Raw genomic sequence first — 26,106 nt, 5'->3', positions numbered from 1 at the left:
TATTCTGTCCGCTTTTTGTCAGAAATTTGGGCACCCATTATGCACGAATATTTTGGATCAGGCACTTAACGGGGTTGGCCGGGTGATTGCCCTTGATGTGAAATACCTGGGTCAGCGGGTCGTAGGTGGCGTTTTTTTCTTTCAGCCAGTCGATCAGGCGCTGATCGGTGGCGCGGCCGGGCTGTGTAAAAATCAAAAAAAGCGAATGCTGGCGGGGGTTTTGCCGTCGCTCTGCCGGCTTTTGCGCTTCCGCGTGGGGTGACGCCGGCTCGCCGGCTGCGCTTTTGGGAGCCGGCGGCGAGCTGTCAGCGGCCTGCTTGCGCCGCCGGGAAAGGGCGATGCCGGAAAAAATAGCCGCTGCTGTCAGCCCCAGCGTGAGCGAAACGAGTGCCAATATCTCGGCAAGCGGCAGGGTTTCCATGCGTGCATCCTCTTTGTGTTGTCCCGAAGCGATCGCCGTTAGGCGCCGCGGTTACGCCGCCAAACGCTGGCGTTAAGCGCCAGCGCCAGCATAACCCAGAGAAGATACGGGGCCATCAGCCAGCCGGCAAGGGCGCTGACGTGGGAGAACAGGGCGGTGGTCACCACAATCAGGCCCAGCAGCAGGGCAATGTCCGCCAGCCCCAGCAGTATCTGCCGGCGGCCGAAAAACAGCCACGACCAGGCGGCGTTGGCGGCCAGCTGCAGCGCATAGGCGACAAGCCCTGCCGTGCGCCACGCCGAAGGCTCGGCCATGAACACCCGCCAGGCAGCAAGCGCCATGAGCAGATACAGCACGCCCCAGGCGATGGGAAAGGCCAGATTCGGCGGGGTCCAGGCGGGTTTTTTCAGCTGACGATACCAGTCGTCGGGGCGAAATCTGGCACCGCTCGATGCCGCGGCAATGACCAGGCCGAGCGACACCAGCAGGCTGGTTACTGACAATAACACTTCCACCTCCCCGGCTTTGGCCGTAAGCGCCGCACGGCGCCGGCCGACACCGTTGTGACATGAAACGAGCATTTTGCCCGCGACGCTGCTGTCCGGGCAAGCCGGCGGCGTGTTGCAAGGGCGCCGGCGTTATGGCATCGGGGAATATCCTTGAATCTTTTGATACAGGTCAGCCGCGGCGCTAAATTGGGGCGACAATTCAGGTATAATAATGACGTATCTACATGCCTGCCGACGTACCTGCGTTGCCAGACGGACCTGCGTCGCTAAAAGGAGACACAATGCGTTTGACTATCAAGTCCTACCTCGTTGCCATGATTGGCTTGATGCTGTCGCTGATGTTGCTTATTGGCGCTATGGGGTTTGTCGGCATGGCGGCATCCAGCCGTGCCGTGGACAAGCTCTATCAGGATAGCCTGCGGTCCACGCAGCAGATCACCTCGCTGAACGACTATGCCAAGGACATGGTGCTGGAGCTGACGCTGGCCGGGCAGCACGATCCGGCGCTGGCCGTGAGCGATCTGCACGACCATGAAGTCCAGCAGCACATGGACAACATCGTCTCCGACATGTCGGCGCTGGACAAAGCCTGGACGAACCTGCGCGATGGCATCCTCGGCGTGAACAGCGCGGCAACGGTGGAGCAGTTTCGCAGGCAGTACAAAGCGCTGCTGTCGGCGATCAACCCGATTATGCCGCTGTACCTGGCAGGCGAGTATGACCGGGCCAACGAGACGGCCTTTACCGAGGCGCTGCCGGCCTACCACAGGATGAGCGCAACGCTGAAAGCGCTGATTGACGAGGAAGAAGAGCAGGCCAAAAGCGCCTACGAAAACGCCGAAGACCGAGTGGCGTTTATGCGCAACCTGATGATCGCTGCGCTGATTGCGGCTGCGATCATCAGCGCTGTGCTGGGCACTTTGCTGGTTCGGCGCATTATTCGCCCGCTGGCGCTGGTCAAGGGCCACTTCCACGCCATGGCGCAGGGCGATTTGAGCAACACCATTGCCAGCACCACGCGCGATGAAATCGGCGACATGATGCGAGAGCTTGCGGCCATGCAGCATAAGCTCAGCGAGCTGATCGGGCGCATCCAGGTATCCGCCGACTCGATCTCCACGGCGTCCGGGCAGATTTCCACGGGCAACGTGGACCTGTCACAGCGCACCGAAGAGCAGGCCTCAAGCCTTCAGCAAACCGCGGCAAGCATGGAAGAAGTGGCCGCTACGGTGAAAAACAACACCCGCCATACCAGCGAGGCCAACCAGCTGGCGCACACGGCGAGCCAGTCGGCCAGCGACGGCGGCGAAAAGGTGGAAAAGGCCGTGGGCAAAATGCACGAGCTTACGCAGAGCTCGGATAAAATCAGCGGCATCGTCAAGCTGATCGACGGCATCGCCTTTCAGACCAACATTCTGGCCTTGAACGCCTCGGTAGAGGCGGCCCGCGCCGGTGAGCAGGGGCGCGGCTTTGCCGTTGTCGCCCAGGAAGTGCGCAGCCTGGCTCAGCGCTCGGCCGATGCGGCCAAGGAAATACAGCAGCTGATTGTGGAAAACGGCGACGTGGTCAAGGAGGGCAGCGTTCTGGTCGAGGCCGTGGGCGAGTCCATGGAGCAGATCGTTGGCAACATCGGCAAGGTATCCAGCCTGATGGAAGAGGTCAGCCGCGCCTCTGACGAGCAAACATCCGCGATTGATCAGATGAGCACCGCCATCAATCAGATGGACGAGGTAACCCAGCAAAACGCAGCGCTTGTGGAGCAAACGGCCAACGCCTCGGCTTCCATGGAGTCCCAGGCCGGCGAGCTGGCCGATGCGGTGGCTTTTTTCAAGCTGGACCACCAGACCGAGCAGCCGGCACTGGCGCCATCGCGGCCGGCAGCGGCGCCTGCAGCCGCGCCCGCGCCGGCCGGCCGTGATACGTCACAGGCAAGCGACGACGACGATTGGGAAACGTTCTAGCGGCCGCTGTATGCGGCGCGCCGACGGATTCAGCGCCGCTGCCAGGGCCAGCGGCGCTTTTTTGTCGGCCGTTCCAGGCAGGCCACGGCATGGCCCAGCGGCAGCAAAATCGCGGCCAGCTGGCGATGGCACAGGGTGCTGCTGAGCACGCCGGGGCACTGCTTTAGCAATCGATCACAGTGCTCCGCGGCGACGCTGAGCTGCCGGCCGGAATCGGCACACAGCGGTTCAGCCTGCTGCTGGCAGCGGTCAAGCTCTCTTGACAGCATGGCAAGCAGGCTGGCGTCCAGCCAGCACGGCAGCGGATCGTCCAGGCGGCCGGCAATGGAATGCTGTATCGCCTCGAACGAGGTGCGTAGAAAGATCAGTGTCTGACGCAGCTGGCGGGCTTCGCTGTTCATGACCGGGGTGCCTTTTATATTGATTCTCATTTGCTTTAAGCTAACGCTAGCGGCATTGTATCGGCCTGTCAACGCCATGCCCCTGCGCCACCGCTCGACGCCGGCCGCGGCCCCTTTGCTGCGCGGCCGCAGCGGGTGTGTATCGCCAGCAGGGCTTACTGCATGGACGCACCTTGTACGATGCTGCGTTAGCTGTCATAACTATGTCATAGTAGCTGGCATAGCAACTGATATAGTAACTGGTAATGTAGCAGCAATCGGCAATGCAGGCGGCATTGCGAGTAGACAGATAACGGCTCTGCCTGACTCGTCGTGCTACCGTGGCAGCCGCGACGACGACAGAGATCTGCTTGCGCCATGACCGACGCTTCCCGCATTCCTTACGACATCACTGAGCGCACGTGCCGGCGTCTTCGCTGCCGCGCGTTTATTTTTTACGGCGTGGCGCTGGCGGTGATGCTGGCGGTCTTTTCCTGGCTGCTTTACGACCAGTATCAGCGCGAGCTTGAAACCGCCGACGGGCATAACGCCACCCGTGCGGATCTGATTGCCCAGTGGGTCAACACCACCTTCGCTCTGAGCGATCAGGCGCTGACGGGGGTCGCGCCGCTGCTTGCGCCGCCGTTTGACGCTGTGCTGCACACCCCCTACGCGCTGGCGGATGCGCTGGCCGCGCGCCGGGATATGCTGCCGCTGATCGACGAGCTTGCGGTCATTGACGTGCAAGGCCGGGTGCGCGCCAGTTCGGCCGGCTACCACCCGCCCGGCTTTGATCTGAGTGGGATGGCCTACTATCGGACGTTTATCAACGATCCGGCGCGGGACCAGCACACAAGCCCGCTGTACTGGTCGGCCTTTACGCAGAATTACTATATTGCCTACACGCGACGGCTGCGCGATGCCGCCGGCGATTTTGCCGGGCTGGTAACCGCCCGGCTTACGCCCCGGGTGTTTGACAGCCCTCTGGAGCGTCTCGCCATGCGCGACGGCGAAAGCGTGGCCCTGATCGACGACCGCCAGCAGCTGCTGGCTCGCCGCCCCAGCATCGACAGCGCAGGCGGGCTTAACGCACTGACCGACAGCGACACCCTGGCCGCTTTTTTGCAAGGCGATGCGCGCTCCGCCTCAATGCGGCTGGTATCGCCTCTGGACGGCGTCGAGCGGCTGTACCGGCTGGAAAAGCTGTCCGATCTGCCGTACACGGTGATAGTCGGTGACCGCATTGACGTGGTGCTGGCCGGCTGGACGCAGCGTCTGTGGTCGCTGGTGCTGATTGCCGGCGCCGTGGCCCTGCTGGGCTTTTGGGTGGTGTGCCACTACCTTGGCCGCCTGCAGCTTGATCGCCAGCTGGCCGAGCGTATCGGCGAGCGCGAAGCCGCGCGCGCCCAGGCGCAGATGCGTGAGGCGCGTCTGGAAGCGCTGGTGTGCTCGATCCAGGACATGATCTTTGTGCTCGACGCCGAGGGCCGTATTACTTACGTTCACGTCCCGCAGGGGCAAGCGCTGCTGCACCCGGCGCAGTCAAAGCTGGGCGCGCGCTACGCACAGACGCTGCCTGAGCCTGCCAGCCGGCAGTTTTGCCGGATCTTTGAAGATGTCAGACGCAGCGGCCAGGCGATCGATTTCGACTACGAAACCTGGCGGGAGGGGCAGCCGCACTACTTTCAGGCGATACTGAGCCCGCTGGCCACCGGCGACGGGCACTTCAGCGGCGTTATGGTGACGGTGCGCGACGTCACCCAGACAAGGGCCAACGAGGCCGATCTGCGTATTGCCGCTACCGCCTTTCATACCCATATGGGCATGATGATCGCCGACGCCCAGGGCCATATTCTCAAGGTCAACGAAACGTTTTCCCACATTACCGGCTACGCAGAAGAAGACGTGCTGGGCAAAAATCCCCGCGTGCTCAGTTCCGGGCGCCACGACGCCGCCTTTTATCAATCGCTTTGGCGCAGCGTGAACCGCTATGGCTGCTGGGAAGGCGAGATCTGGAACCGGCGCAAAGGCGGCGACGTCTATCCGGAATGGCTGACCCTGAGTGCGGTGCACGACGACCGCGGTGAGCTGACGCACTACGTCGCCACGCTAAGTGACATTACCGAGCGCAAAGCCGCCGAACGCGAAATTCAGCGGCTGGCGTTTTACGACCCGCTGACAGGGCTTGCCAACCGCCGCCTGCTTCTTGATCGCCTGAGCGAAAGCCTGGCAGACACCCGGCGCAGCTCGACCCACGATGCGCTGCTGTTTGTCGATCTGGACAATTTCAAACAGATCAACGATACCCTGGGCCACTACGCTGGCGACCAGCTGCTGCAGCACATTGCCCGCGAGCTCAAGCGCACGCTTGCCGACGCCGACACGCTGGCCCGGCTGGGCGGGGACGAGTTTGCCGTGCTGCTTCGCGCGCTGGATGCCGATCCCGCAGCGGCGGCGCAGCAGGCCGAGCGTATAACGCACAGGCTGCTCAACGCCATCAGTATGCCGGTGGTGCTGGATACCGGCACGGTCATGATCACCGGCAGCATCGGCATCGCCACGCTCGACGGCAGCGAATCCGGCGCGGAGTCCTGCCTGCAGCAGGCCGACATAGCGCTGTTTCAGGCCAAGGCAGCCGGGCGCAACACGCTGGCCTTTTTCAACCCGAAGATGCAGGCCGAGCTGGTCAGCCGGGCGCAGCTGGAAACCGACCTGCGCCGGGCGCAGGAAAACGACGAGTGGCGCTTGTTTTACCAGCCGCAGGTTGACGAAAACGGCGAGCTCACCGGCGTGGAGGCGCTGCTGCGCTGGTCGCATCCTGAGCGCGGCATGGTCTCTCCGGGTGCGTTTATCCCGCTTTTGGAAAGCACGCGGATGATCAACGAAGTCGGCATCTGGGTGCTGGAAGCCGCCTGCCGGCAGCTGGTGGCATGGCAGCGTGATGCGCGCACCGCGGACTGGGAGATCGCCGTCAACATCAGCCCCGTGCAGTTTACCGAAGACGATTTCGTGCCTCGGGTAAAAGCCGTGTTGCAGCGCACCGGCGCGCCGGCAGCGAAGCTTAAGCTGGAAGTGACCGAGACGCTGTTTGTCGATGCTCGCAACGAAACGCGCGAGAAAATGCAGCACCTGCGCGAGCAGGGCGTGCAGTTCTCGCTGGACGACTTCGGCACCGGTTATTCGTCGCTGGCCTATTTGGCCTACCTGCCGCTGGATCAGCTGAAAATTGATCAGGGCTTTGTTCGTGACCTGCCGCAAAGCGAGGCCAACAGCGCCATTGTGGCAAGTACCATCGCGCTGGCGCATAGCCTGGGGCTTGCCGTGATTGCCGAAGGCGTGGAAACCGACGAGCAGCGCCAATGGCTTTATGCGCGGCGCTGCTACGCCTATCAGGGATACCTGTTCGACCGCCCGCTGCCGGTAGATGAGCTTGAAGCCCGGTGGCGCGGGGCGGCGACGTAAAACCGCTTTGTGAGACGCCAAGCGCGCAGGCAGGGGAGAACGTCAACCACCGGTCATGTTCATAAAGCGCACCACCTGTACGTCCCCGTCGGTCGTGAAGTGGTGGCGCTCGGGCTTGAGCGGCATGGCATTGATAATGGCGGTTTTCAGCGCGTCCATGTCGCCCGGGTAGCGGCGCAGCACCGCGCGCAGGTCCACCGAATGCTCGTTGCCCAGGCACAGCAGCAGCCGGCCTTCCACCGTGACCCGCACGCGGTTGCAGGTGGAGCAGAAGTTGTGGCTGTGCGGTGAAATAAAGCCGATGCGCGAGTCGCTGTCCGCCATGCGGAAATAGCGCGACGGCCCCGGCGTGGCCTCGGTGGTGGGAATCAACGGATAGCGCGCCTCGATGCGCTTTTGCACATCGTCGCTGGAGCAGTAGGTTTCTGCCCGGGAATGATCGGAGACATCGCCCAGCGGCATTTCCTCGATAAAGCTGATATCCAGCCCCTCATTCCGGGCAAATTCCACCAGGTCCAGCACTTCGTCTTCGTTGCGCCCTTTGAGAATCACCGCGTTGAGCTTGATGCGCGCAAAGCCGGCCGCTTTGGCCGCGCGGATGCCCTCGATGACCTTGTCAAGGTTGCCGGTGCGGGTCAGGCGCTTGAAGCGCTCGGCGTCCAGCGAGTCCAGGCTGATGTTGAGCCGGCGCAGCCCGCCGGCATAGAGCGCCTCGGCGTGCTTGGGCAGGCTGGCGCCGTTGGTGGTCATGGTGAAATCATCAAGCCCGGGCAGCGCGCCGATGTGGTCCACCAGCTGGGTAATGCCGCCGCGTACCAGCGGCTCGCCGCCGGTCAGGCGGATTTTTTCCACCCCAAGCTCGGTGAAGGCCCGGGCAATCATGCCCATTTCTTCCAGCGTCAGCACCTGGGCCCGGGGCAGAAACGTCATGTCTTCGCTCATGCAGTACACGCAGCGAAAGTCGCAGCGGTCGGTGACCGACATGCGCACATAGTTGACCCGCCGGCCGAAGCTGTCGATCAGCTGCTGCTGGGGCGGCCGCTGTGAACGGTGTGGCCGTTGCGTTGGTTGTGGATCGCGCGTCATCAGAACTTGCGCGGGATACCCGGTACTTCGAGTGCCGGGAGGGATAGCGCGTCGCCCGCAGGGCGACCCGGATTACGCTACCGCCTGTCCCGCTCCTCCCTTGTGGTTGATGGATGGTGTGAGGTGGTAGCCGTAGCCATCACCGCGCTGAATCAGGGTGCAGTATTGGTACGAAATGCCTTGCACTGCCCCCTGTTGCGTCTGGATGTTGAAGCGGTCGGTTTTGCGCACGGCCACACGGCCCGTATGCGTGCCGGCTTTCCTGCCGGCGGGCACGATGGCTTTCACCATGTCGCCGGTCTGAAAGCCCTTAACCTGTTTTTGTCTCATCAGGTAGCCACGCGGAAAGCCGTGCCGGGTCAGCCGAGTGCGCTGATAACTGCCGCGTCCGGTGGCCTTGATCGTCAGCGTCGGCACCTGCCAATGGTGCAAGGCGTCCATTGGGCCGACGCAGGCGGCGTCCAGGGCGTGGGTCTTGGGGATGCCGAGCCGCTGGCGGTTGTATTTGGTACGGCCACCCGTGCCGACCGTCACCGGCAAGCCGGTGGCCTTGAGGGCATTAAACAGCGCCCAGCGGGTCGCATTGACTGCACTGGCATCGCGTAGCGGCTGCTTGAGCTGGCGCTGTACGCGTTCAAGCTGCGCGCTTGCCGACATACCGGTGGCCTTGAGGCGCTTCTTCAAGCCCTTGTCGGTGGCGAAAAAGTCCGCCAGCGGCAACGTATCCTTCGCCTGGTTGCAGGCGCGGCAACTCAGCGTCAAATTGCTGATGCGGTTGGAACCGCCCCGGCTGCGTGGTTCAACATGCTCGACTTCCAACGGCGTCTCGGTGGCGCCGCAGTAGGCACATGCCCGCCCCCACTTTTCCAGCAGATACTCCCGCACCTCGTAACCGAGCAGCGTGCCTTGCTGGTACTCGACGCCGCTTATCTCCGGATTGTCGAGCCGCTGGGTATCAAAGCGCACCAACTCCTGATCCAGCGCGGTGATGGGGGCGAGCCTGCGCAGCCGTTCCCCCCAGGCCGTGACGGTATCGACACGATGCTGCAACGATGGTGGCAGCCAGCCGGCTTTGCGCGTGCGGTTGTTAAACCGTGGCGCCCGGTAGCGCAGATGGGCCGAGCGGCGGCGGCGCCGAAACGCGGCGCGCTGCTCCAGCGCCTTTTTGATCTGGAAGCCGCGATGCAAAAGCTCGAACAGACACAGCACATGGCGCTGCTCACCGTCCGATTCACGCATCAGCGCCAGCCCCGTGGTCTTGCTGCCGGGGTCAATGCCCAGGCGAAGCGGTTGCGTGTCGCCGCCTACCCGATCCTTGAGCCGGATCGTGAACGGGTAGCGTTTGTGTACTACGGCGCGACCGCGTTCCAGCAGCAATCGGGCACGCTTTTCGCTGCACGGCATCAACGGCTGCTTGTGTTTATCCCATACGAAAACCGCCATGGCGATTTCCTCCCGTGTTCATGCCCTTACGGGCCTTGTGTCGCGGATCGTTCGATCCGTCTCCCCTCGGGAATGTCGATAACCGGCTCCTGCCTGGCGGCAGCGGTCAAGACCTTCGGCGTTTTACCTTGCGCCCGCATGATCCCGACCTTTCAGAGCGCCGAACTGAGGAAGCATTCGGCGGTGAGTCTTGACGACCTGCTATCAACGTAGTGGCCATGTTGCCCGCTCTCCCTGGTCAACCGGGCCTGTTTTCACAAGCCTCTCCCTTCAGGGAGAGGTAGTTGACGAATCTCTCCTCAGCGGCTGAATCGTGACGGTCTCGCCCGGCGATACCGCCGCGCAGGTGTCGGGTAGTTCAATCAGGCAGTTGGCATCTACCATTGACGCCAGTATACCGGAGCCTTGAGCGCCGGTGCTGCGCACCGTCAGCTGCCCGCCGGCGCTTACGCTGTACACCCCGCGGATAAAGTCGCAGCGGCCTTCGCGCCCGCTCAGCGCTTCATCCGCCGCGGCGGTTAGCCGCCGGGGCGTGGGATCGGGTTGATCGTGAAGCCGGCCGAGCAGCGGTGCGACAAACTGTAAAAAGGCGACCATGGCGGCCACCGGGTTGCCCGGCAGGCCGACAAACGGCGTGCGCGCCTCGCCCAGCCAGCCGCAGGCCAGCGGTTTGCCCGGGCGCATGGCGACGCGCCAGAAGGCCAGCTTGCCCAGCGCCCCCAGGGCTTCGCGGGTGTAGTCGGCCTGGCCCATGGAAACCCCGCCGCTGGTCAGCACCAGATCGGCCTTTTTGGCGGCCTGATCAAGGGCCTGGCGGATGGTGGCCGGGCAGTCGGGCAGAATGCCCAGATCAACCACTTCGGCGCCGTGCTCGCGTAAAAGCCCGCTGATGGTAAAGCGGTTGGCATCAAAAATGCCCGCCTCCGGCAGGGCCTCGCCCGGGGCGGTGACTTCGCTTCCGGTAGAGAAAACCGCCACCCGAGGACGGCGATACACGGTCACCTCGTCAACGCCCAGAGAGGCGGCAAAGCCGAGCCTTGCGGCATCGAGCCGCTCGCCGGCGTCAAGCGCTACGCTGCCCCGGGCAATGTCTTCACCGGCCCTGCGTACGTTCTGCCCGGTGCGCACGCGCTCAGGAGTGCTGACCACGACGTCATCGTCGTGCTGGGTCAGCTGTTCGCGCATAATCACGGTATCGGCGCCGGCCGGCAGCGGCGCGCCGGTGGCAATGGTTATGCACTCACCGGCAGATAGCGTCGCCCGAAAGGGCACCCCGGCCAGCGCCCGGCCGACAAGCGGCCAGCGGGATTGGCCGGGCTGCCAGGCAAGGGCGATGCCGTCCATGGCGGCGTTGGTATTTTGCGGCACGTCGATCGGCGCGATAATGCGCTCCGCCAGCCGCCGGCCGTGGGCGTTGGGCAGTGCCACGCGTTCGTGGCAAAGCGGCGTTTCGACCAGCGTCAGCAGGGTGCGACGGGCCTGATCTACGTTGAGCAGCTGATCATCCAGTGCAAAGCAGGACAGCGGCTCGGTGGTACAAGGGGATGACGATGCGCTCATAAGGCCTCCTCGGCCCGTGTGGCTTCAAGGCGTGTTTTATCCGCCGGCGTATTGACGTTGACAAGCCCGGCGGCGCTGTCGGCCATCGCTACGTAGCGCACGCGGTGGCCGGCGTAAAATCCGCTGACCGAGCGCTCGCCGGCGTCAAGCGCCTGGCCCAGCGCCTCGCTAAGATCGGTACGCAGCAGCGCCACTACCGGGTGCGCGCGCTGGCCGTCGTGGGCCACGGCGATGTCGGCCTCGCCCAGGCCATGGATCAGGCGCGCGGCGATGTCGTCGGGCAGCGCCGGCGTATCGCACGGTGCCACCACAAGCCAGGGCGTTCGCGCCGCGCAGAGCCCGACGTAGAGCCCCGCAAGCGGGCCGGGATAGCCGGGATGCTGATCGGCCAGTACGCGATCTGCGTAGCGCGCGTAGCACCGGGGGTGACGGTTCGCGCTGATCAAAAGCTCGCTGACCCGGCCGGCAAAGCGCTCGCTGACGTGTGCTACCAGCGGCCGTCCGGCCAGCCGCTCCAGGCCCTTGTCGCGCCCGCCCATGCGGCGCCCCTGGCCGCCGGCGAGAATCAGCCCTGTAAGATCATGGGGGGAAATCATGCGGGTCTCCGTGGCCCGCCGCCGGCGTTTTTGGCTGTGCGGCGGGGCGTGCTATACCTGAGTCAACCGGTCGAGTATGGGAATGATGGCGTTGCGGCTGGTGCTTTGTCCAGCCCGTTTGTTGACCGATCGGTCAGTGTTTCCGGCGATCGGCACGGCCATGCCGGCCCTGGCCGCCGGCGTGCATTTTGTTAAGCTGGCCGGACGCGTTGTTCCACCGTCATTTACGCTGCTTTTCAAGCGGCCCGTTAGAAGAGATTTTTCATGCAAGCGCTGGACCCTTCAACCCGTACCGAGCTTGAAGCCGCGGCCTTTCGCCGTCTGTTGCGCCACCTCGACGCGCACAAGGAAGTGCAAAACATCGAGCTGATGAACCTGGCGGACTTCTGTCGCAACTGCCTGGCCAAGTGGCTGGTGGCCGAGGCCGAGCAGCGCGGCGAGGCGCTCGACTACGACGCCGCCCGAGCGTATGTCTACGGCATGCCGTATAGCGAGTGGAAAGCCCGCTACCAGCAAAAAGCCACCCCCGAACAGCTGGCCGCCTTCGAGGCGCGCCAGGCACAAAAGCAGGAGGCCTAGCCGATGAACGAGCCCATGAGCGAGGCGCCGGTACCGCTGAACGTTGCCGTGCTGACGATTTCTGACACCCGCACCGAGGATACCGATAAAAGCGGCCGGACGCTTGTCGAACGGGCCACCGCCGCCGGCCATCAGGTGGTGGCCAAGCGCATTGTCAAAGACGACGTCTATTGCATTCGCGCCATCGTCGCCGGCTGGATCGCTGATCCTGACGTTCAGGTAGTGCTGACCACCGGCGGCACCGGCTTTACCGGCCGTGACTCCACCCCTGAAGCGGTGACGGTGCTGCTGGACAAGGAAGTGCAGGGCTTCGGCGAGCGCTTTCGCCAGCTCAGCGGCGATGAAATCGGCAGCTCCACGGTGCAAAGCCGCGCGTTCGGCGGGCTTGCCAACGGCTGCGTCATTTTCTGCTTGCCCGGCTCTACCGGTGCCTGTTGCACCGGCTGGGACGGCATCCTTGCCGAGCAGCTCGACAGCCGCCACAAGCCGTGCAACTTTGCCAGCCTGGTGATCCCGGGGCGGGGGCAGCATGGCTGAGCATACCTGTTCGCACTTTTCTGCCGAGCCGGGCAGCGTAGAGCAGGCGCTGGGCGCGCTGCTGGAAGGCGTCACTCCGCTGGCCGGCGAGCGGCTGGCGCTGGAGCAGGCCGGCGGGCGCGTGCTGGCCGATGCGCAAATTGCGCGTCTTGACGTGCCGGCGTTTGATAACAGCGCCATGGACGGCTACGCCCTGCGCGCCGCAGACGCCGGCAAGCGGCTGCCGGTGAGCCAGCGCATAGCCGCCGGCAGCGCCCCCGAGGCGCTTTTGCCCGGCAGCTGCGCGCGGATTTTTACCGGCGCGCCTCTGCCCCCGGGGGCAGACTGCGTGGTGATGCAAGAGCGCGTTGAGCGCGACGGCGACCATGCCGTGTTCCCCGACGGGCTGAGCGCCGGCGACAGCATCCGCCGGCGCGGCCGAGACGTGGCCTACGGCCAAGAGCTGCTGGCCGCCGGTACCCGGCTCAACGCCGCCGCGTTGGGGCACCTGGCCGGGCAGGGTATCGTCGAGGTTGCGGTGCGCCGCCGGCCGAAGGTGGCGCTTTTATCCACCGGCGATGAAGTGATCGACCCCGGCACGCCGCTGGGGCCGGGGCAGCTCTACAACAGCAACCGCCCCATGCTGACGCGTCTGTTGGAAAGCTTCGGCGCCGAGGTGGTCCGCCGGGTGAACGTGCCTGACGACGTTGGCCAGACCCGAGCGATCATCCGTGAGGCCGCCGAGGTGGCCGACGTGGTGGTCAGCACCGGCGGGGTTAGCGTAGGCGAGGAAGATCACGTTAAAAACGCCCTGGAGCGCCTGGGCCGGCTGGATCTCTGGCGGCTGGCCATTCGCCCGGGCAAACCGCTGGCCCTGGGGCGTTTACCCAAGCACGGCGGCGAGGCCAAAGAGGGCGGCGAGGCGCGCTTTGTGGGGCTGCCCGGTAATCCGGTGTCAAGCTTTGTCGGCGCCTGGCTTTTCTTGCGCCCGCTGATGGGCGCGCTGACCGGCTGCGCCGCGCTTGCCACGCTGCCGGCGATGACCGCCACCGCCGACTTTGCCACCCGTACCGGCCCGCGCCGCCACTATATGCGCGCCGCGCTGGCGTTCACCCCCCAGGGCCCGGTGGCGACAGCTTTTGCCGACCAGAACTCCGGGGTGCTGTCGTCCTGCGTAGACGCTGATGTGCTGGTGGATGTACCGCCCGATGCCACGGTGGCAAAGGGCGATGCGGTCACCTGTTTGTGGCTTGCCGGCGGATAAACCGCTGGGCTGCCGGCGGGCTCGCGGCGCCGGCAGCCGCCCTTGCGTATGGCCGCCTACGCCGCGTCGCCTTCCCGGCGCTTTTGGCTCGACGAGCTCAAGAATTCACCTGCCTTTGGGCAGCATCGAAGACCTCTTGGGCATGTTTGAACTGGGCGTTGGCTTTCGAGATGTACAATAACACCTCGTCTATATAGCCATCGGTCGAGGCCGACCAGATGCGGTTGATATAGCGCTCGCCGGCGGCAAAGGAGCTCATGATGTCGGCAAAACATTGAATGCCGAAAAGGTGTTTCATGCTGTTACGGGCATCGGCAAAGCGCATCAAGTCATCGCGAAATACACGATCAATTTCAAAGCGCATTTCATAGGTCGGGATGCTGTCCTTGCGACCTTCCAGGGCGTCGAGATTCGCCACGATACGATGCAGCGAGGTGGCCATCACCGCCTGGTTGTTTTTCAGCGTGTCGCCGTGAATCGCGGCTTTGTTGGACGCTCTGATATAAAAGAACGCCCCTATAAAGCCAAGCGTGACGATGGGCAGGAAAAAAAGCCAGTCAACCTTTTCGGCATCAAGCGAGGTAAGAAAAGCACCGCCTAAAAAGGCCAGAATCACAAAAACAAAGGCTACGTTTTTCATCATATCTTCCTTTTAGGCGGCGGCTATAACGTAAACGGCGTTGCCCACACCGACCAGGGCTTCGCCCACGATAAGGCCGGCGGCAATCGGAATGCCTTTATCTTCTGCCCACTTTTTGCCTTTGGTACGGTCGACGATTTCTCGCACCAGGGTGCCAACGGCGTAGGTTAAAACAATGCTGAAGGGCAGATAAAAACCCAGGCCGACGGTAATGCCCAGGCCGGTTTGCAGCAGGGAAAGCAGACCGCCCAGCAGCGCTCCTGCCATGTATTTTGCGGACGGCACATCGCCGCCGGTAATGCCTTCAATCATGGAAGCCAGCGCCTGCCCCTGCGGCGCGGGAAACTCCTTGCCGCCGAGGCCGAAGGCCTTGTGCAGCATGAAAATCAAAATGATCACGACAATAGGGCCAAGCCACGCCCCCATGAACTGGCCCAGTTGCTGCTGGCGCGGGGTCGCCCCGACCAGGTAGCCGGTTTTCAAATCCAGCATCAGGTCGGTGGCCTGGCTCATCGCCACGCATGTCGCAGCGCCGACGGTAATTGCGGCGATGATCGCCGGGCCGGTGCTCATGCCGCCAAACATCTGGGTCACCATGATCAGCAGGGTTACGGCAATCAGGGTAATTCCCGAAAGCGGTGACCAGTTGGTGCGGCCAATGGATTCCGACAGGATAATCCCTGCCATCCAGATCCACACAGTACCCAGCGCGGCCATGGTGACGCCGCGCAGCAGACCCACTTCCCTGGCCGAGGTGACCGCCATTACGCCGAGCAAAATGGCCGCCCCTATCACCGCAAAGTAAAGCAGCTTGATGGGCATTTCGTCACGGCTTAGCGCTGCGTTGCTCTTGGCCGATGACTGCATCGATTTGATCGCCGAGGTAATAAGCGGCAGGGCAAAGAACACGCCTACAACGGCGCCGCCGATCAGCATGCCGATCCCGGTAGGCCGGAAAAGTATCAGGCGCAGCGCGTCAGGGTCGGTGATGGTGACCCCGTCAATGACGGGAAACGCATGGGTGAGCGCCAGCAGCGGGGCTAAAACCCAATAGCACACAAAACCGCCGATGATAAACGCAAGCCCGCCGCGTCCGGCGATAAAGGCAACGGCGACGGTCATCAGCGATAGATACCAGGTGCCGTTGAGATACGCCGGTAGCCCGAGCTGTTCAAACAGCGGCCAGTACTCCACGCCTGAAACCAGCGAGACGATGTGTACTACACCGGAAAGCAGCATCGCCCCCACCAGCAGCGATGCCTTGCGGATGCCGGCGCCGGGGGATTTCAAAATCGACGCCACTGCCACCCCGCCGGGGTAGGTCAGGCGTTCGTAGTCGATCATCTGTTTACGCAGGGGAATGATAAAGGCGATGCCCAAAAAGGCCCCGGCGATGGCGCCGAACGTGAGAACGTAAGGGTTAAACTCGGTGCCGTAACCCAGAATGAAAATGGCCGGCACGGAAAACATCATGCCGGACGAGGCCCCGTTGACCCCCGAGGCCACGGTTTGCACCACGTTGTTTTCCACAATCGAGCGGCGGCGCAGCATGCCGCGCAGGATGCCAAAACCCAAAATCGCGGCAAGCTCTGAGCCTTCAATGGAAAAGCCCAGCTTCAAGGACGCATAGCCAATGGAAACGGCCAGAATAATACCCAGAAAATACCCCACGATGACGGCATGGGGCGTGAGTTCCGGATAGGGGCCGCGCATCAGCGGACCGGCGGGAGGGCTTTTATCAGACATGCTGTTTCCAGGCTTTATGCAATGAATGGACGAAAAAAACGCGTGCATGGCGCACGCTCTGCAGGTATTGAAAAATGCTAATACAGATGACGTACATAGGAAAGCGGTCTCACGCTGAAAAGGCAGCGCTATTCAAGCCTGGCCAAGGGCCCGCCCTTCTGCGGGGCGGCCGGGTGCGAAGGTACAGCGGCCAGGCCGGGGCCAGATCGCGGTGTGCCGCGTGCTCTGCCAGGCGTGCTAACCTAGACGACCTTACACGTTGGCAAGGAGCGCGCGGTGAACGATCCCATTATCCGTATTGACGGCGTGGGCAAGACCTACGAGGGCGGCTTTAAGGCGCTAAAGCGCGTGGATCTTGAGATCCAGCGCGGCGAAATATTTGCTCTGCTCGGCCCCAACGGTGCGGGCAAAACCACGCTGATCAGCATTATCTGCGGGCTTGTCTCCCCCAGCAGCGGAGAGATCCGCGTGGCCGGCTACGACATCATCCGCGACTACCGGGCCGCGCGCTCGCGCATTGGCCTGGTGCCCCAGGAGCTGACCAACGAAGCCTTTGAAACGGTGTGGAACACGGTGAGCTTTAGCCGCGGGCTGTTCGGCTGCCCGCCAAATCCGGCGCATATCGAAAAGGTGCTGCGCGCGCTGGCCCTGTGGGACAAGCGCAACAACCGCCTGATGACGCTGTCCGGCGGCATGAAGCGCCGGGTGCTCATTGCCAAGGCGCTGTCTCACGAACCTCGGGTATTGTTTCTTGACGAACCCACCGCCGGGGTCGATGTTGCCCTGCGCCGGGAGATGTGGAACGTGGTGCGCCGGCTGCGCGACGACGGCGTGACCGTTATTCTCACCACCCACTACATCGAGGAAGCCGAGGAAATGGCCGATCGTATCGGCGTGATCAACCACGGTGAAGTAGTGCTGGTGGAAGAAAAGGCCGCGCTGATTCAAAAGCTTGGTCGCAAACAGCTCACCCTGCAGCTGCACACCCCGCTTGAGCGCGTGCCCGATGCGCTGGCACCGTTTGCCCTGCGCCTGGCCGACGACGGCGCCTCGCTTGTTTACACCTACGACGGCGCGGCCAGAGAAGAGGGGGAGCCCGGCATCGCCGCGCTGTTGAGCGCACTGAAAACCGCTGATATCCGCGTCAAGGATTTGCACACCCGGCAAAGTTCGCTGGAGGATATCTTTGTTGACCTGATCGAGGAGCCGGCATGAATTTCTATCCCGTTCGCGCCATCTACAAAGCCGAAATTTCCCGGGTGCGCCGCACGCTGCTGCAAAGCATTGTCTCGCCGGTGATCTCCACCTCGCTGTACTTTGTGGTGTTTGGCGCAGCCATCGGCTCGCGCATTTCCGAGGTGGCAGGGGTGAGCTACGGCGCCTTTATCGTGCCCGGGCTAATCATGCTGATGCTGCTGACCCAGAGCGTGTCCAACGCCTCGTTCGGCATCTTTTTTCCCAAGTTCTCCGGCAGCATCTATGAGCTTTTGTCCGCGCCGATTTCGTATCTGGAAATCGTCATCGGCTATGTGGGCGCGGCGGCGTCGAAATCGATACTGCTGGGGCTGATCATTCTGGTCACGGCCAACTTTTTTGTGCCGCTGCGCATCGAGCACCCCCTGTGGATGCTGCTGTTTCTGGTGCTCACCGCGGTAACCTTCAGCATGCTTGGCTTTATTATCGGCATCTGGGCCGACGGGTTTGAAAAGCTCCAGCTGGTGCCGCTTTTGGTGATTACCCCGCTGACGTTTCTCGGCGGCACCTTTTATTCCGTCGATATGCTGCCGCCGTTTTGGCAGGGCGTGACGCTGTTCAATCCGGTGGTGTATCTGGTCAGCGGCTTTCGCTGGAGCTTTTACGGCATCAGCGACGTAAGCGTCGGCGCCAGCGTTGCGGTGATTGCGCTGTTTTTGTGCCTGTGTCTGGCCACCGTGGCGTGGATCTTTCGCACCGGCTACCGCCTTAAACCCTGAGAGTGCGGCCTTTTGCCACACCGTATGGCCTGTCTTGCTGTGCTTTGTTGCCATGCGTCAAGCACCGTCTGTGGTAACCGGGTTATCATCGGTGGACAAACCCAAGCCGCAGCGGCTTCTCTGGGCTGCGGCCTATAGCGAGGAATGGAACATGAGTCAAACTGCTGGTTTTTTCATGCCTTCTGTATCGTTGTTCGGAGCCAACGTCCTTTCGGAGCTTGCCGAGCGCGTAACGTCTCTGAACGGGAAAAAGCCCCTGATCGTGACCGACAAGGGCATGACCCGGCTTGGGTACACCAAACAGGTCACCGATCTGCTTGAGCAGGCGAGCATTGCCTACGAAATTTTCGATGACGCCGTCCCCAACCCCACCGACGAAAACGTCGAGCAGGGCGTAGACGTCTATCAGCGCGCCCAGTGCGACATGCTGATTTCACTGGGCGGCGGCAGCTCCCATGACTGCTGCAAGGGCATCGGCCTGGTCGTGGCCAACGGCGGCGCCATCGCCGACTATGAAGGGCTTGATCAGTCGGCCGCTGGCCTGCCGCCTTTTATCGCGATCAACACCACGGCGGGCACGGCCAGTGAGCTGACGCGCTTTACCATCATCACCAATACGTCCAACCACGTGAAAATGGCCATCGTTGACTGGCGCGTTACGCCGGATTTGGCGATCAACGATCCATCGATGATGGTGGATATGCCGCCTTCGCTGACGGCTGCGACCGGCATGGATGCGCTGACCCATGCGATAGAGGCCTATGTCTCCACAGCGGCCAACCCGATTACCGATGCGTGCGCGCTGCAGGCGATGCAGCTGATTTCGCGCTACCTGCGCGTGGCCGTGGCGCGCGGAGATAACCTGGAAGCGCGCGATCGCATGGCGTATGCGCAGTATCTGGCCGGGATGGCGTTCAACAACGCAAGCCTTGGCCACGTGCATGCCATGTCCCACCAGCTGGGCGGCATGTATGATCTGCCTCACGGCGTGTGCAACGCGCTGCTGCTGCCCCACGTTTGCGAGGTCAACCTGATGGCCGCGCAGGAGCGCTACGCCGACATTGCCCAGGCCCTGGGGGAAAACATCGAGGGGCTGGCGGTGCGCGACGCCGCCAAGCAGGCGATAGACGCCATCCGCTGTCTGTCCAGCGACGTGGGCATTCCCCGCACGCTCAGCGAGCTGGGCGTGCAGGAAAAAGACATCGACACCATGGTCAAGCACGCGCAGCAAGACGTATGCGCGGCGACCAACCCGCGCCGGCTAAACGATGAGGAAGTGGCCGCGATTTTCCGCGCGGCCATGTAAGCGCACCGCTAAGCCGGCGCCCGGTAAAGGCCCGGCCGCACCACGCCCCGCGCTGCATCGGCGGGGCGTTTTCTTTGCTAGGCGAGTACGAGCATCTGGAAGGCCATCATAGCGGCAAACCCCAGGGTGGCCACCGTGGCAGCCGAGCTATGGCTGACGCGCTTTAACGCTTCCGGAAACAGCTCCGAAAAGACCATCCAGACCATCGCCCCGGCGGCAACCCCGAGCCCGACCGGCAGCAGCGGCCGGAAGGTTTCCACAAAGAGAAAAGCGGGCGGCGCCATCAGCGGCTGCGGCAGGCTGGTGAAGATGGCCCATAGGCCGGCTTTCCAGGCCGGAGTGCCGCGCGGGACCATAATCAGCGCAATGGCCAAACCTTCCGGCACGTTGTGAAAGGCAATGGCGGTAGTGATGAAAGCGCCAAGCCCGTCGCTGCCCGCAAAGGAAACGCCTACGCCCACGCCCTCTGCAAAAGAGTGGGCGGTCATGATGCCCAGAATCATCAGCGCCTTGGTCGCGTTAGCGCCGCTGAGCTCTGCTATTTCAACCTCGCCTTTGTTGGACAGCAGCTTGTCCGACACGACGATCGCGCCCAGCCCGAGCAGCACGCCGGCAAACGTCAGGGTAATATCAAGGGCGACCCCCTCGGCGATCAGGCTGTGGCTTGCGGCCAGCATCAAACCGGCCGCGGCGGCGTTGGACCAGCCCATGGTACGCGCCCCCAGGCTTTTGACGAACAAAAAGGGCAGCGCACCGACCCCGGTCATAACGGCAGTCAGCATAGCGGCAGCGATGATAAACCAGAGCGAAGTGTCCATGGGCGGCCTCGTTGACGAGTCAAAAGTAGAAAGAAGATAGAAAAAGAGACAAAGGCGAGCCGGGCAGCGTCGGATAGAAACGTAGACGCTGCAACTTTGGCCGGCGCGCGCGGTCACAGGCGACACTGTGTACTTGTGATGCTATACGTCGATAAACGGGAGCCCTACATGCTGGACGCTGTCACCCGGTTTTTTCAGCGCGCACTGGCCGCGCCCGAACGCAGCCAGAATCCTGCGCTTACCCTGGAGTTGGCCTGTGCGGCGCTGCTGTGCGAGATCATGCGCGCCGACTTTGACACAAGCGCCAGCGAACGCGAGGCGTTGCGCACCATGCTGGTCTCAAGGCTTTCCGTAAAGGCCGCCGACGTCGATGAGCTTATGGCGCTGGCCGAAAAAACCACCGATGAATCGGTTGATCATTACCGCTTTGTGCGCCTGATCAGCCGCCATTACGATCAGGTTCAGCGCTTTGAGCTGGTCAAACTGATGTGGCAGATGGCCTGGGTCGACGGCACGATCGACCCTCAGGAAGAGCACCGTATTCGCCGGCTGGCAGGGCTTTTATACGTCAGCCACGGCGACTTTATTCGCGCCAAGCTCGAAACGGAGCCGCGCTGATGTCGGATGCTCCCGCCGATCGCACGCTGGCGCCTGAAAACGTTCCGCCCACCGCGAGCCTGACCCAGCTGCTGGCGCTTTTGGAGCGCATTGAACGCCGCCACCCCAGGGTCAGCGTAGAAGACATTTTAACCGCCATCGACCGGCGCTCCTTCGGGCCCATGCTGCTCGTTGCCGGGCTGATTACGCTGGCCCCGCTGATCGGCGATATTCCCGGTATGCCCACCCTCATGGCGCTTTTGGTGCTGCTCACCGCCGGGCAGCTTTTGGCCGGGCGGCGGCGCTTTTGGCTGCCCGGCTGGCTGCTCAGGCGCAGCATCTCCCGGGACAAGCTCGACAAGGCGCTGGCGTATCTGAAAAAGCCTGCCGGCTGGGTAGACCGGCTGCTGCGCGTGCGCCTGCCGTGGCTCACCGGCTACTGGGGCAGCCGGCTTACCGCGCTTACGGGCATCGCCATTGCGCTGGCCATGCCGCCGATGGAGTTCATCCCCTTCAGCGCCAACGGCGCAGGGCTTGCGCTAACGCTGCTGGGGCTGGGGCTGGTGGCCCGGGACGGCTTGGCGCTGTTACTGGGCCTGGGCCTGACCGCAGCGACCTTTGCCGTGGTAGGCCTGAGCGTGCTCTGACACTCCCCGCCCGCCGCGCACTGCGCTTTGGGCGAGGGTTCCTGGGTCACCCCGAGAACCTTCCTGCTTCAACACGCCTTCACTAGACCGTGACGATTAGGCCACAGCCCCCGATCCAGTCGCTCCACAGGCTACCCCCGCCCGTCCGGCGGTTTCGATATTCCTGGCCGCGTTGATATCGCGGTCAATGGCTTGGCCGCAGCCATCACAGTGCCAGTGGCGCTGCGATAGCGGCAGTCTTTCAATCCGGTGGCCACACTCGTGGCACGTCTTGCTGCTGGGCAGCCATTGGCTGACCTGAATGAGCTGGCGGCCCGCCCAGTCGGCCTTGTAGGCCAGCTGGCGCAGGAACTCGCCCCACCCGGCATCGCTGATGGCTTTGGCCAGTGTTCTGTTTTTGAGCATGCCGACAATGTTCAACGTCTCGACGCAGATCACTTGGTTTTCGTTGACCAGCGTTCGAGTCGCCTTGTGCATGGCGTCGCGGCGGCAGTCCGCGATTTTGGCGTGCAGACACGCCACCTTGAGGCGCATTTTGTGGCGGTTGTTCGAGCCTTTTTGTTTTTTCGCCAGCCGGCGTTGCAGGTAGGCCAGTTTGGCGGCATACCGTTTGAGATAGCGTGGGTTGCCGGATTTCTGCCCTTGGCTGGTGATGAACAGGTCGGTCAGCCCCAGATCAATACCCACGGTACGGGACGTGGCCGGCAACGGCTTGGGCGTGAATTCGCACAGGCAGCTGATGAAGTAGCGGCCTGCACGGTCGCGTGAAATCGTCACGCTGGACGGGGCGCCGGGCAGTGGCCGGCTCCAGCGGATCGGTAGCGGTGTTTTCGTTTTGGCGATAGTGATCTCGCCGTCCCGGTAGCGGAAGGCAGCCTTGGTCAGTCGGATGGATTGCCGGCCATCCTTGGCCTTGAAGCGCGGATATCGCGCCTTGAGCGTCGGATTGAAGAAGTTGTCGAAGGCCGCTTTTTGATCGCGCAGGGCTTGTTGCAGGATCACGCTGGACACGTCCTTCAGCCACGGATATTCCGCCTTGAGGGCGACCAGCCGCTTTTCTGCTGCCGAGTGGGTGAGCGTTTCCCCGCGCTGCTGATACGCTTCGGTGCGATAGGCCAGGGTGTTGTTCCAGACAAAACGCACGCAGCCAAACGATTGCGCCAGCAAGGCGGCTTGTTCGGGCGTCGGATAAAACCGTTCCTTGTAGGCACGTTTCGTCATTTTGTATAAATATCAGGTGGTGATGGAACCTTCAACCCCGGCACCGCGTTGCGGTGCGCGCTTTTATCACCGCCCGCATGGGGCGATGCTTTACGCGCTATTTGGTAACCCGTTCCATCAGGCGTGTCCGGCGCCTGGGCGCCACCGCTTATTTCAGGTAATAGTCCACCGTGGTGACCACGCGGACGGTCTTTTCCGCCTGCTGGGTCTGGCTGACGCCGGCGGCGTGGTCCCGGGCGCGGATCTGGAACACGCCCTGGTTGGCACGGCGAAGCTTGCCCACCTCGGCGTTGGCGTCTTCGGCAAACTGCTCGGCGGACTGCCGGGCGGCGGCGGTGGCGTTGGCGATCATTTCCGGTTTGATGTCGTTGAGCCGGCTGAACAGATAGCTAGGGCCGCTGTCGCCGTAGTCGGACGACAGCACCACGCCGGCATCCACCAGCTCGCCGATGGCCTGTGCGGCCCGGCGCACGCGATCGATATTCTGGCTGCGCACGGTGAGGGTCTGGTTGATGATGAAGGTCGGCCCGCCGTCGCTGCTCTGGTAGGGGTCGGCGCTGGTATCGTTGACGCTGAGTTTTTGCAGCTCTACTGCGTCGGTGTCGATCTGCTGGCGGTCCAGAAAGGCCATGACGGCGCGCTGGCTCTCCCGGGCGTTGGCCTGAGCGTTTTCCAGGGTGTCGCCGGTTGCCACAAAGCGCAGCGGCCAAAGGGCGGTGTCGGCGGTGACGTCGCGCTCGGCCAGGCCTTTTACCGTCACGTAGCGGTCGCCGGTGCCCAGATCGGTCAGGCCGCTGCCGATGAAGGTAGCGGCGATAATGCCGGCGGCGCCTAAAATCAGCGCGGGAACGATACGCATAGCGACCCTCTGTGTTGGGCTGGATGGATGCTGGATTAGCCAGTGACGTGCGGGGGGCCGATCAGGCGTCGGGAATCTCCAGCGCGTCCTGCACGGCGGGCCAGGCTTGCTGCTCGCCGCTGCGGGTAGTTACGCCGTCGACAAAGGTCTTGACCTGCGCGGGGTGGTTTTGCAGCCACTGGCGAGCGACGTCGTCGGCGGGCTTTTCGTCAAAGCTGTAGCCGTAGATCATCGCGCTCTGGTCGTCGGCGCTGAAGCGCAGCTGGTTGAGAAGCCGGGTGGCGTTGGGCTGCTGCTCGGCAAAGGTCTGGGTGACCAGGGTGCGCACGTTGCTGCGGCCGCTTTCGTCGCCCCAGAAGTTTTCAGGGTCGTCAAGGTAGCGCACGTCGTATTCGATGTTCATCCAGTGCGGCGTCCAGGCGGTGAAGACGACCCACTCTTCGCGCTGTAGTGCGGACTTGACCGTGCTCAGCATGCCCGGAGTGGAGGTTTCGGATACGTTCCACCGGGTCAGATCGTAGGTGTCCTTGTCCCTGTTATCGTCAAGAATCTCACTGATGCCCGAGCCTACTTCGATGGCATAAATCGTATCGCCAAATTTTTCGCGCAGCTCAGGATCCTTGAGGTCCTCACCCGAAGTCACGCCGGCATCATAGACGTAGGTGGGCACGGCAAAGCCCAGCCGTGCGCCGTCGACGTTGTTGCCCAGATCGTTGATCACGCCCTCTTTCATGGCGGTATCGTAGGAGGCGCTCTGGCCGGGCAGCCAAGCGGCGAGGTAGACGTCCACATCGCCCTGGTTCAGCGCTTCGTAGGCAATGGTGGAGCCCAGCTCCTGCTGCTGGGGCGCGTAGCCCAGCGCTTCCAGCAGCTGGCCGGCAAGCTCGCTTTTGACGGTGACCCCGGGCCAGGAAGGCACGGCAAAGCGCACCTCGGCGGGCTCTTCGGCTGCGGCGGCAGCGCCGGCGGCAAGCGCGCCGATGAGCACGGCGGCGCCCAGGGCGGGCGGAACAAAGCGTTGGTGGGAATACATGATGGCTCCTTGAAAATCCGCGAATGAAACGTCCATGCACCGAACGTTGACGAAGAAAAGGTCAGAGCCAAAGCTTACCCGCCCAAGCGCACGGAGGGCAAAAAGCGGCTACAGCAGCAAAAGCGACAGCAGGTAGACCAGCACAATGGCGGTGACGCCCTGTACCAGCGTCGCCAGGGTCTGGGCGCGGTAGGCAAGCCCCACGCTCATGCGGCTAAAGCGCGAAACCACCCAGAAAAAGCTGTCGTTGGCGTGGGAAACGGTCATCGCCCCGGCGCCGATGGCCATCACCGTCAGCGTGCGGCCCATGTCGCTGCCCAGGCCCAGCGCGTCAAGCATCGGCGCGACCAGCGCTGAAGTGGTCACCAGGGCTACGGTGGACGATCCCTGAGCGGACTTCAGCCCGGCGGCGACGAGAAACGGCATGAAAATGCCGATGCCCAGGGCGGAAAGCGTGCTGCCCAGATAGTCGCCCAGCGGCGAGGCGCTGAGCACCGCGCCGAACGCCCCGCCGGCCCCGGTAATCAGCAGAATGGGCGCGGCAGAGACGATGCCTTCGCTGATGCGCTCGCTGAACTCGCTGATCTTGCTGTCGCTTTTCAGCAGCGTTGTGGACAGCAAAAGACCGATGAGCAGGGCGACCAGCGGCTGGCCCAGCAGGCTGAGCACGGCCATGACGCTGCCTTCGCCGAAGGGCGCGGCGGGCAGCCGGGCCACGGTGCCGATGCAGATCAGCGCGATGGGCACGATGATCGGCGCGAACGCCGCCAGCGGCCGGGGCAGGCGACCGTAGCTGGCCTTGAGCGCTTCCCAGTCCTGGTGCTGGTGGCGGGCATCAACTTCCGTCAGGGTATCGTCCACGTCCGGCTGGGTATTGACGAAGCGCCGCGCCCAGAACATGCCGGCAAGGGCGGCTACCGCAGCCACGGGAATGCCGGCGGCAATCACCAGCCCCAGGTTGGATTCAAGCCCCAGGTTGCCCGCAGCGGCAATGGGCCCCGGCGTGGGCGGAATAAAGGTGTGAGTGGCGTAAAGCCCGGTGGCCAGCGCCACGCTCATGGCGATGGGCGAGGTGTCGAGCTTTTTGGCCAGCGACTCCTTCAGTGAATTGAGGATAATAAAGCCGGAATCGCAAAACACCGGAACGGAGACGATGTAGCCGATCACCGACATGGTCAGCGTAGGGAAGCGATCGCCGAGTTTGGCGATCATGACGTCGGCCATGGTGATCGCCGCGCCGCTTTTTTCCAGGATCACTCCGATAATGGTACCCAGCACGATGACCAGACCGATGTAGCCCAGAATGCCGCCAAAGCCGGCGGTGACGGTCTCGACTATCGAGTCGATCGGCAGCCCGTAGGCAAATGCGGTGATAAACGCCGCGCCCAGCAGAGCAAGAAACGGATGCAGCTTGAACTTGCTGGTGGCCAGGATGATACATCCCACCACCAGCAGTAATGTCACGATCAGACCCATGGTGATCCCCGGC

Annotated in this window: 24 protein-coding genes; 10 read left to right on the top strand and 14 right to left on the bottom strand. The window is 63.1% G+C overall.

Annotation, left to right across the window (positions count from 1 at the left end; genetic code table 11):
- Positions 1–37 precede the first annotated feature (37 nt).
- Both ACZ415_RS03050 and ACZ415_RS03045 read right to left on the bottom strand, forming a co-directional pair.
- The gene (locus tag ACZ415_RS03050; protein WP_344701449.1) at positions 38–421 is read right to left on the bottom strand and encodes a hypothetical protein; all 384 of its coding nucleotides are present in this window, start codon (positions 419–421) and stop codon (positions 38–40) included.
- 38 nt (positions 422–459) lie between these two features.
- Entirely contained in the window at positions 460–1,002 is a 543-nt protein-coding gene (locus ACZ415_RS03045) for a TspO/MBR family protein (RefSeq protein ID WP_344701447.1), read from the bottom strand.
- A 209-nt stretch (positions 1,003–1,211) separates the two neighbouring features.
- On the opposite strand from ACZ415_RS03045, the gene ACZ415_RS03040 reads away from it, so the two are divergent.
- Entirely contained in the window at positions 1,212–2,891 is a 1,680-nt protein-coding gene (locus ACZ415_RS03040) for a methyl-accepting chemotaxis protein (protein WP_344701445.1), read from the top strand.
- 29 nt (positions 2,892–2,920) lie between these two features.
- Here the strand turns inward: ACZ415_RS03040 and ACZ415_RS03035 are convergent, their stop codons facing one another.
- Positions 2,921–3,292, bottom strand: a complete 372-nt coding sequence (locus tag ACZ415_RS03035) for a hypothetical protein (protein ID WP_344701443.1) — start codon at positions 3,290–3,292, stop codon at positions 2,921–2,923.
- A 357-nt stretch (positions 3,293–3,649) separates the two neighbouring features.
- Between ACZ415_RS03035 and ACZ415_RS03030 the strand changes: the two genes are divergently transcribed.
- Entirely contained in the window at positions 3,650–6,733 is a 3,084-nt protein-coding gene (locus ACZ415_RS03030) for a bifunctional diguanylate cyclase/phosphodiesterase (protein ID WP_344701441.1), read from the top strand.
- A 42-nt stretch (positions 6,734–6,775) separates the two neighbouring features.
- Here ACZ415_RS03030 and moaA read toward each other — a convergent pair whose 3' ends face one another.
- The 4 genes from moaA to mobA all read right to left on the bottom strand — a co-directional run bounded on the left by moaA (position 6,776) and on the right by mobA (position 11,418).
- Positions 6,776–7,819 (bottom strand): GTP 3',8-cyclase MoaA, encoded by a 1,044-nt coding sequence (gene moaA, locus ACZ415_RS03025; protein ID WP_344701439.1) that lies wholly within the window; start codon positions 7,817–7,819, stop codon positions 6,776–6,778.
- A 72-nt stretch (positions 7,820–7,891) separates the two neighbouring features.
- The gene (gene iscB / locus ACZ415_RS03020) at positions 7,892–9,262 is read right to left on the bottom strand and encodes an RNA-guided endonuclease IscB (protein WP_464387748.1); all 1,371 of its coding nucleotides are present in this window, start codon (positions 9,260–9,262) and stop codon (positions 7,892–7,894) included.
- A 270-nt stretch (positions 9,263–9,532) separates the two neighbouring features.
- The gene (gene moeA, locus ACZ415_RS03015) at positions 9,533–10,822 is read right to left on the bottom strand and encodes a molybdopterin molybdotransferase MoeA (protein WP_344701437.1); all 1,290 of its coding nucleotides are present in this window, start codon (positions 10,820–10,822) and stop codon (positions 9,533–9,535) included.
- Positions 10,819–11,418: a molybdenum cofactor guanylyltransferase MobA gene (gene mobA, locus ACZ415_RS03010; protein ID WP_344701435.1), complete on the bottom strand. Its 600-nt coding sequence runs from the start codon at positions 11,416–11,418 to the stop codon at positions 10,819–10,821. Before mobA ends, moeA begins: the two co-directional genes overlap by 4 nt.
- Positions 11,419–11,682: 264 nt before the next feature.
- Between mobA and ACZ415_RS03005 the strand changes: the two genes are divergently transcribed.
- From ACZ415_RS03005 to ACZ415_RS02995, 3 genes are read left to right on the top strand one after another with little or no spacing between them, the layout of a single operon-like run.
- Positions 11,683–11,997 (top strand): DUF1244 domain-containing protein, encoded by a 315-nt coding sequence (locus ACZ415_RS03005; RefSeq protein ID WP_344701432.1) that lies wholly within the window; start codon positions 11,683–11,685, stop codon positions 11,995–11,997.
- Positions 11,998–12,012: 15 nt separating this feature from the next.
- On the top strand, positions 12,013–12,534 hold the full coding sequence (gene moaB / locus ACZ415_RS03000) for a molybdenum cofactor biosynthesis protein B (protein WP_344701451.1): 522 nt from the start codon (positions 12,013–12,015) through the stop codon (positions 12,532–12,534).
- Positions 12,527–13,777 (top strand): molybdopterin molybdotransferase MoeA, encoded by a 1,251-nt coding sequence (locus ACZ415_RS02995; RefSeq protein WP_344701430.1) that lies wholly within the window; start codon positions 12,527–12,529, stop codon positions 13,775–13,777. The genes moaB and ACZ415_RS02995 overlap by 8 nt, the downstream gene beginning before the upstream one ends.
- Before the next feature lie 97 nt (positions 13,778–13,874).
- Here the strand turns inward: ACZ415_RS02995 and ACZ415_RS02990 are convergent, their stop codons facing one another.
- A complete protein-coding gene (locus ACZ415_RS02990; RefSeq protein WP_464387747.1) occupies positions 13,875–14,417 on the bottom strand; it encodes a hypothetical protein in 543 nt (180 codons plus the stop codon).
- Positions 14,418–14,429: 12 nt separating this feature from the next.
- Positions 14,430–16,163, bottom strand: coding sequence for an OPT family oligopeptide transporter (locus ACZ415_RS02985; RefSeq protein ID WP_344701426.1), 1,734 nt, complete (start codon positions 16,161–16,163; stop codon positions 14,430–14,432).
- 276 nt (positions 16,164–16,439) lie between these two features.
- Between ACZ415_RS02985 and ACZ415_RS02980 the strand changes: the two genes are divergently transcribed.
- The 3 genes from ACZ415_RS02980 (at position 16,440) to ACZ415_RS02970 (ending at position 19,442) form a co-directional block, all read left to right on the top strand.
- A complete protein-coding gene (locus tag ACZ415_RS02980) occupies positions 16,440–17,378 on the top strand; it encodes an ABC transporter ATP-binding protein (RefSeq protein WP_344701424.1) in 939 nt (312 codons plus the stop codon).
- Positions 17,375–18,136 carry an ABC transporter permease gene (locus ACZ415_RS02975; RefSeq protein ID WP_344701422.1) on the top strand — a complete coding sequence of 254 codons (762 nt, stop codon included), beginning with the start codon at positions 17,375–17,377 and terminating at the stop codon, positions 18,134–18,136. Before ACZ415_RS02980 ends, ACZ415_RS02975 begins: the two co-directional genes overlap by 4 nt.
- Positions 18,137–18,287: 151 nt before the next feature.
- Complete coding sequence (locus ACZ415_RS02970; protein WP_344701420.1) at positions 18,288–19,442, top strand: iron-containing alcohol dehydrogenase; 1,155 nt, start codon at positions 18,288–18,290, stop codon at positions 19,440–19,442.
- Between the two features lie 77 nt (positions 19,443–19,519).
- Here ACZ415_RS02970 and ACZ415_RS02965 read toward each other — a convergent pair whose 3' ends face one another.
- A complete protein-coding gene (locus ACZ415_RS02965) occupies positions 19,520–20,260 on the bottom strand; it encodes a ZIP family metal transporter (protein ID WP_344701418.1) in 741 nt (246 codons plus the stop codon).
- Positions 20,261–20,428: 168 nt separating this feature from the next.
- Between ACZ415_RS02965 and ACZ415_RS02960 the strand changes: the two genes are divergently transcribed.
- Positions 20,429–20,878, top strand: coding sequence for a tellurite resistance TerB family protein (locus tag ACZ415_RS02960; protein WP_344701416.1), 450 nt, complete (start codon positions 20,429–20,431; stop codon positions 20,876–20,878).
- Positions 20,878–21,504, top strand: coding sequence for an exopolysaccharide biosynthesis protein (locus tag ACZ415_RS02955; RefSeq protein ID WP_344701414.1), 627 nt, complete (start codon positions 20,878–20,880; stop codon positions 21,502–21,504). Before ACZ415_RS02960 ends, ACZ415_RS02955 begins: the two co-directional genes overlap by 1 nt.
- 96 nt (positions 21,505–21,600) lie before the next feature.
- Here ACZ415_RS02955 and ACZ415_RS02950 read toward each other — a convergent pair whose 3' ends face one another.
- From ACZ415_RS02950 to ACZ415_RS02935, 4 genes are all read right to left on the bottom strand, one after another.
- Positions 21,601–22,725: an RNA-guided endonuclease InsQ/TnpB family protein gene (locus ACZ415_RS02950; protein ID WP_464387746.1), complete on the bottom strand. Its 1,125-nt coding sequence runs from the start codon at positions 22,723–22,725 to the stop codon at positions 21,601–21,603.
- Positions 22,726–22,873: 148 nt separating this feature from the next.
- Positions 22,874–23,584, bottom strand: a complete 711-nt coding sequence (locus ACZ415_RS02945) for an SIMPL domain-containing protein (RefSeq protein ID WP_344701729.1) — start codon at positions 23,582–23,584, stop codon at positions 22,874–22,876.
- 61 nt (positions 23,585–23,645) lie between these two features.
- A complete protein-coding gene (locus ACZ415_RS02940) occupies positions 23,646–24,617 on the bottom strand; it encodes a glycine betaine ABC transporter substrate-binding protein (protein WP_344701727.1) in 972 nt (323 codons plus the stop codon).
- Between the two features lie 108 nt (positions 24,618–24,725).
- The gene (locus ACZ415_RS02935; protein WP_344701725.1) at positions 24,726–26,093 is read right to left on the bottom strand and encodes a GntP family permease; all 1,368 of its coding nucleotides are present in this window, start codon (positions 26,091–26,093) and stop codon (positions 24,726–24,728) included.
- Between the last annotated feature and the right edge of the window lie 13 nt (positions 26,094–26,106).

The sequence above is a fragment of the Halomonas cibimaris genome (genome assembly GCF_055379665.1).
The sequence above is the reverse complement of the archived record's forward strand: the minus strand, read 5'-3'. Positions and strand labels throughout refer to the sequence as shown.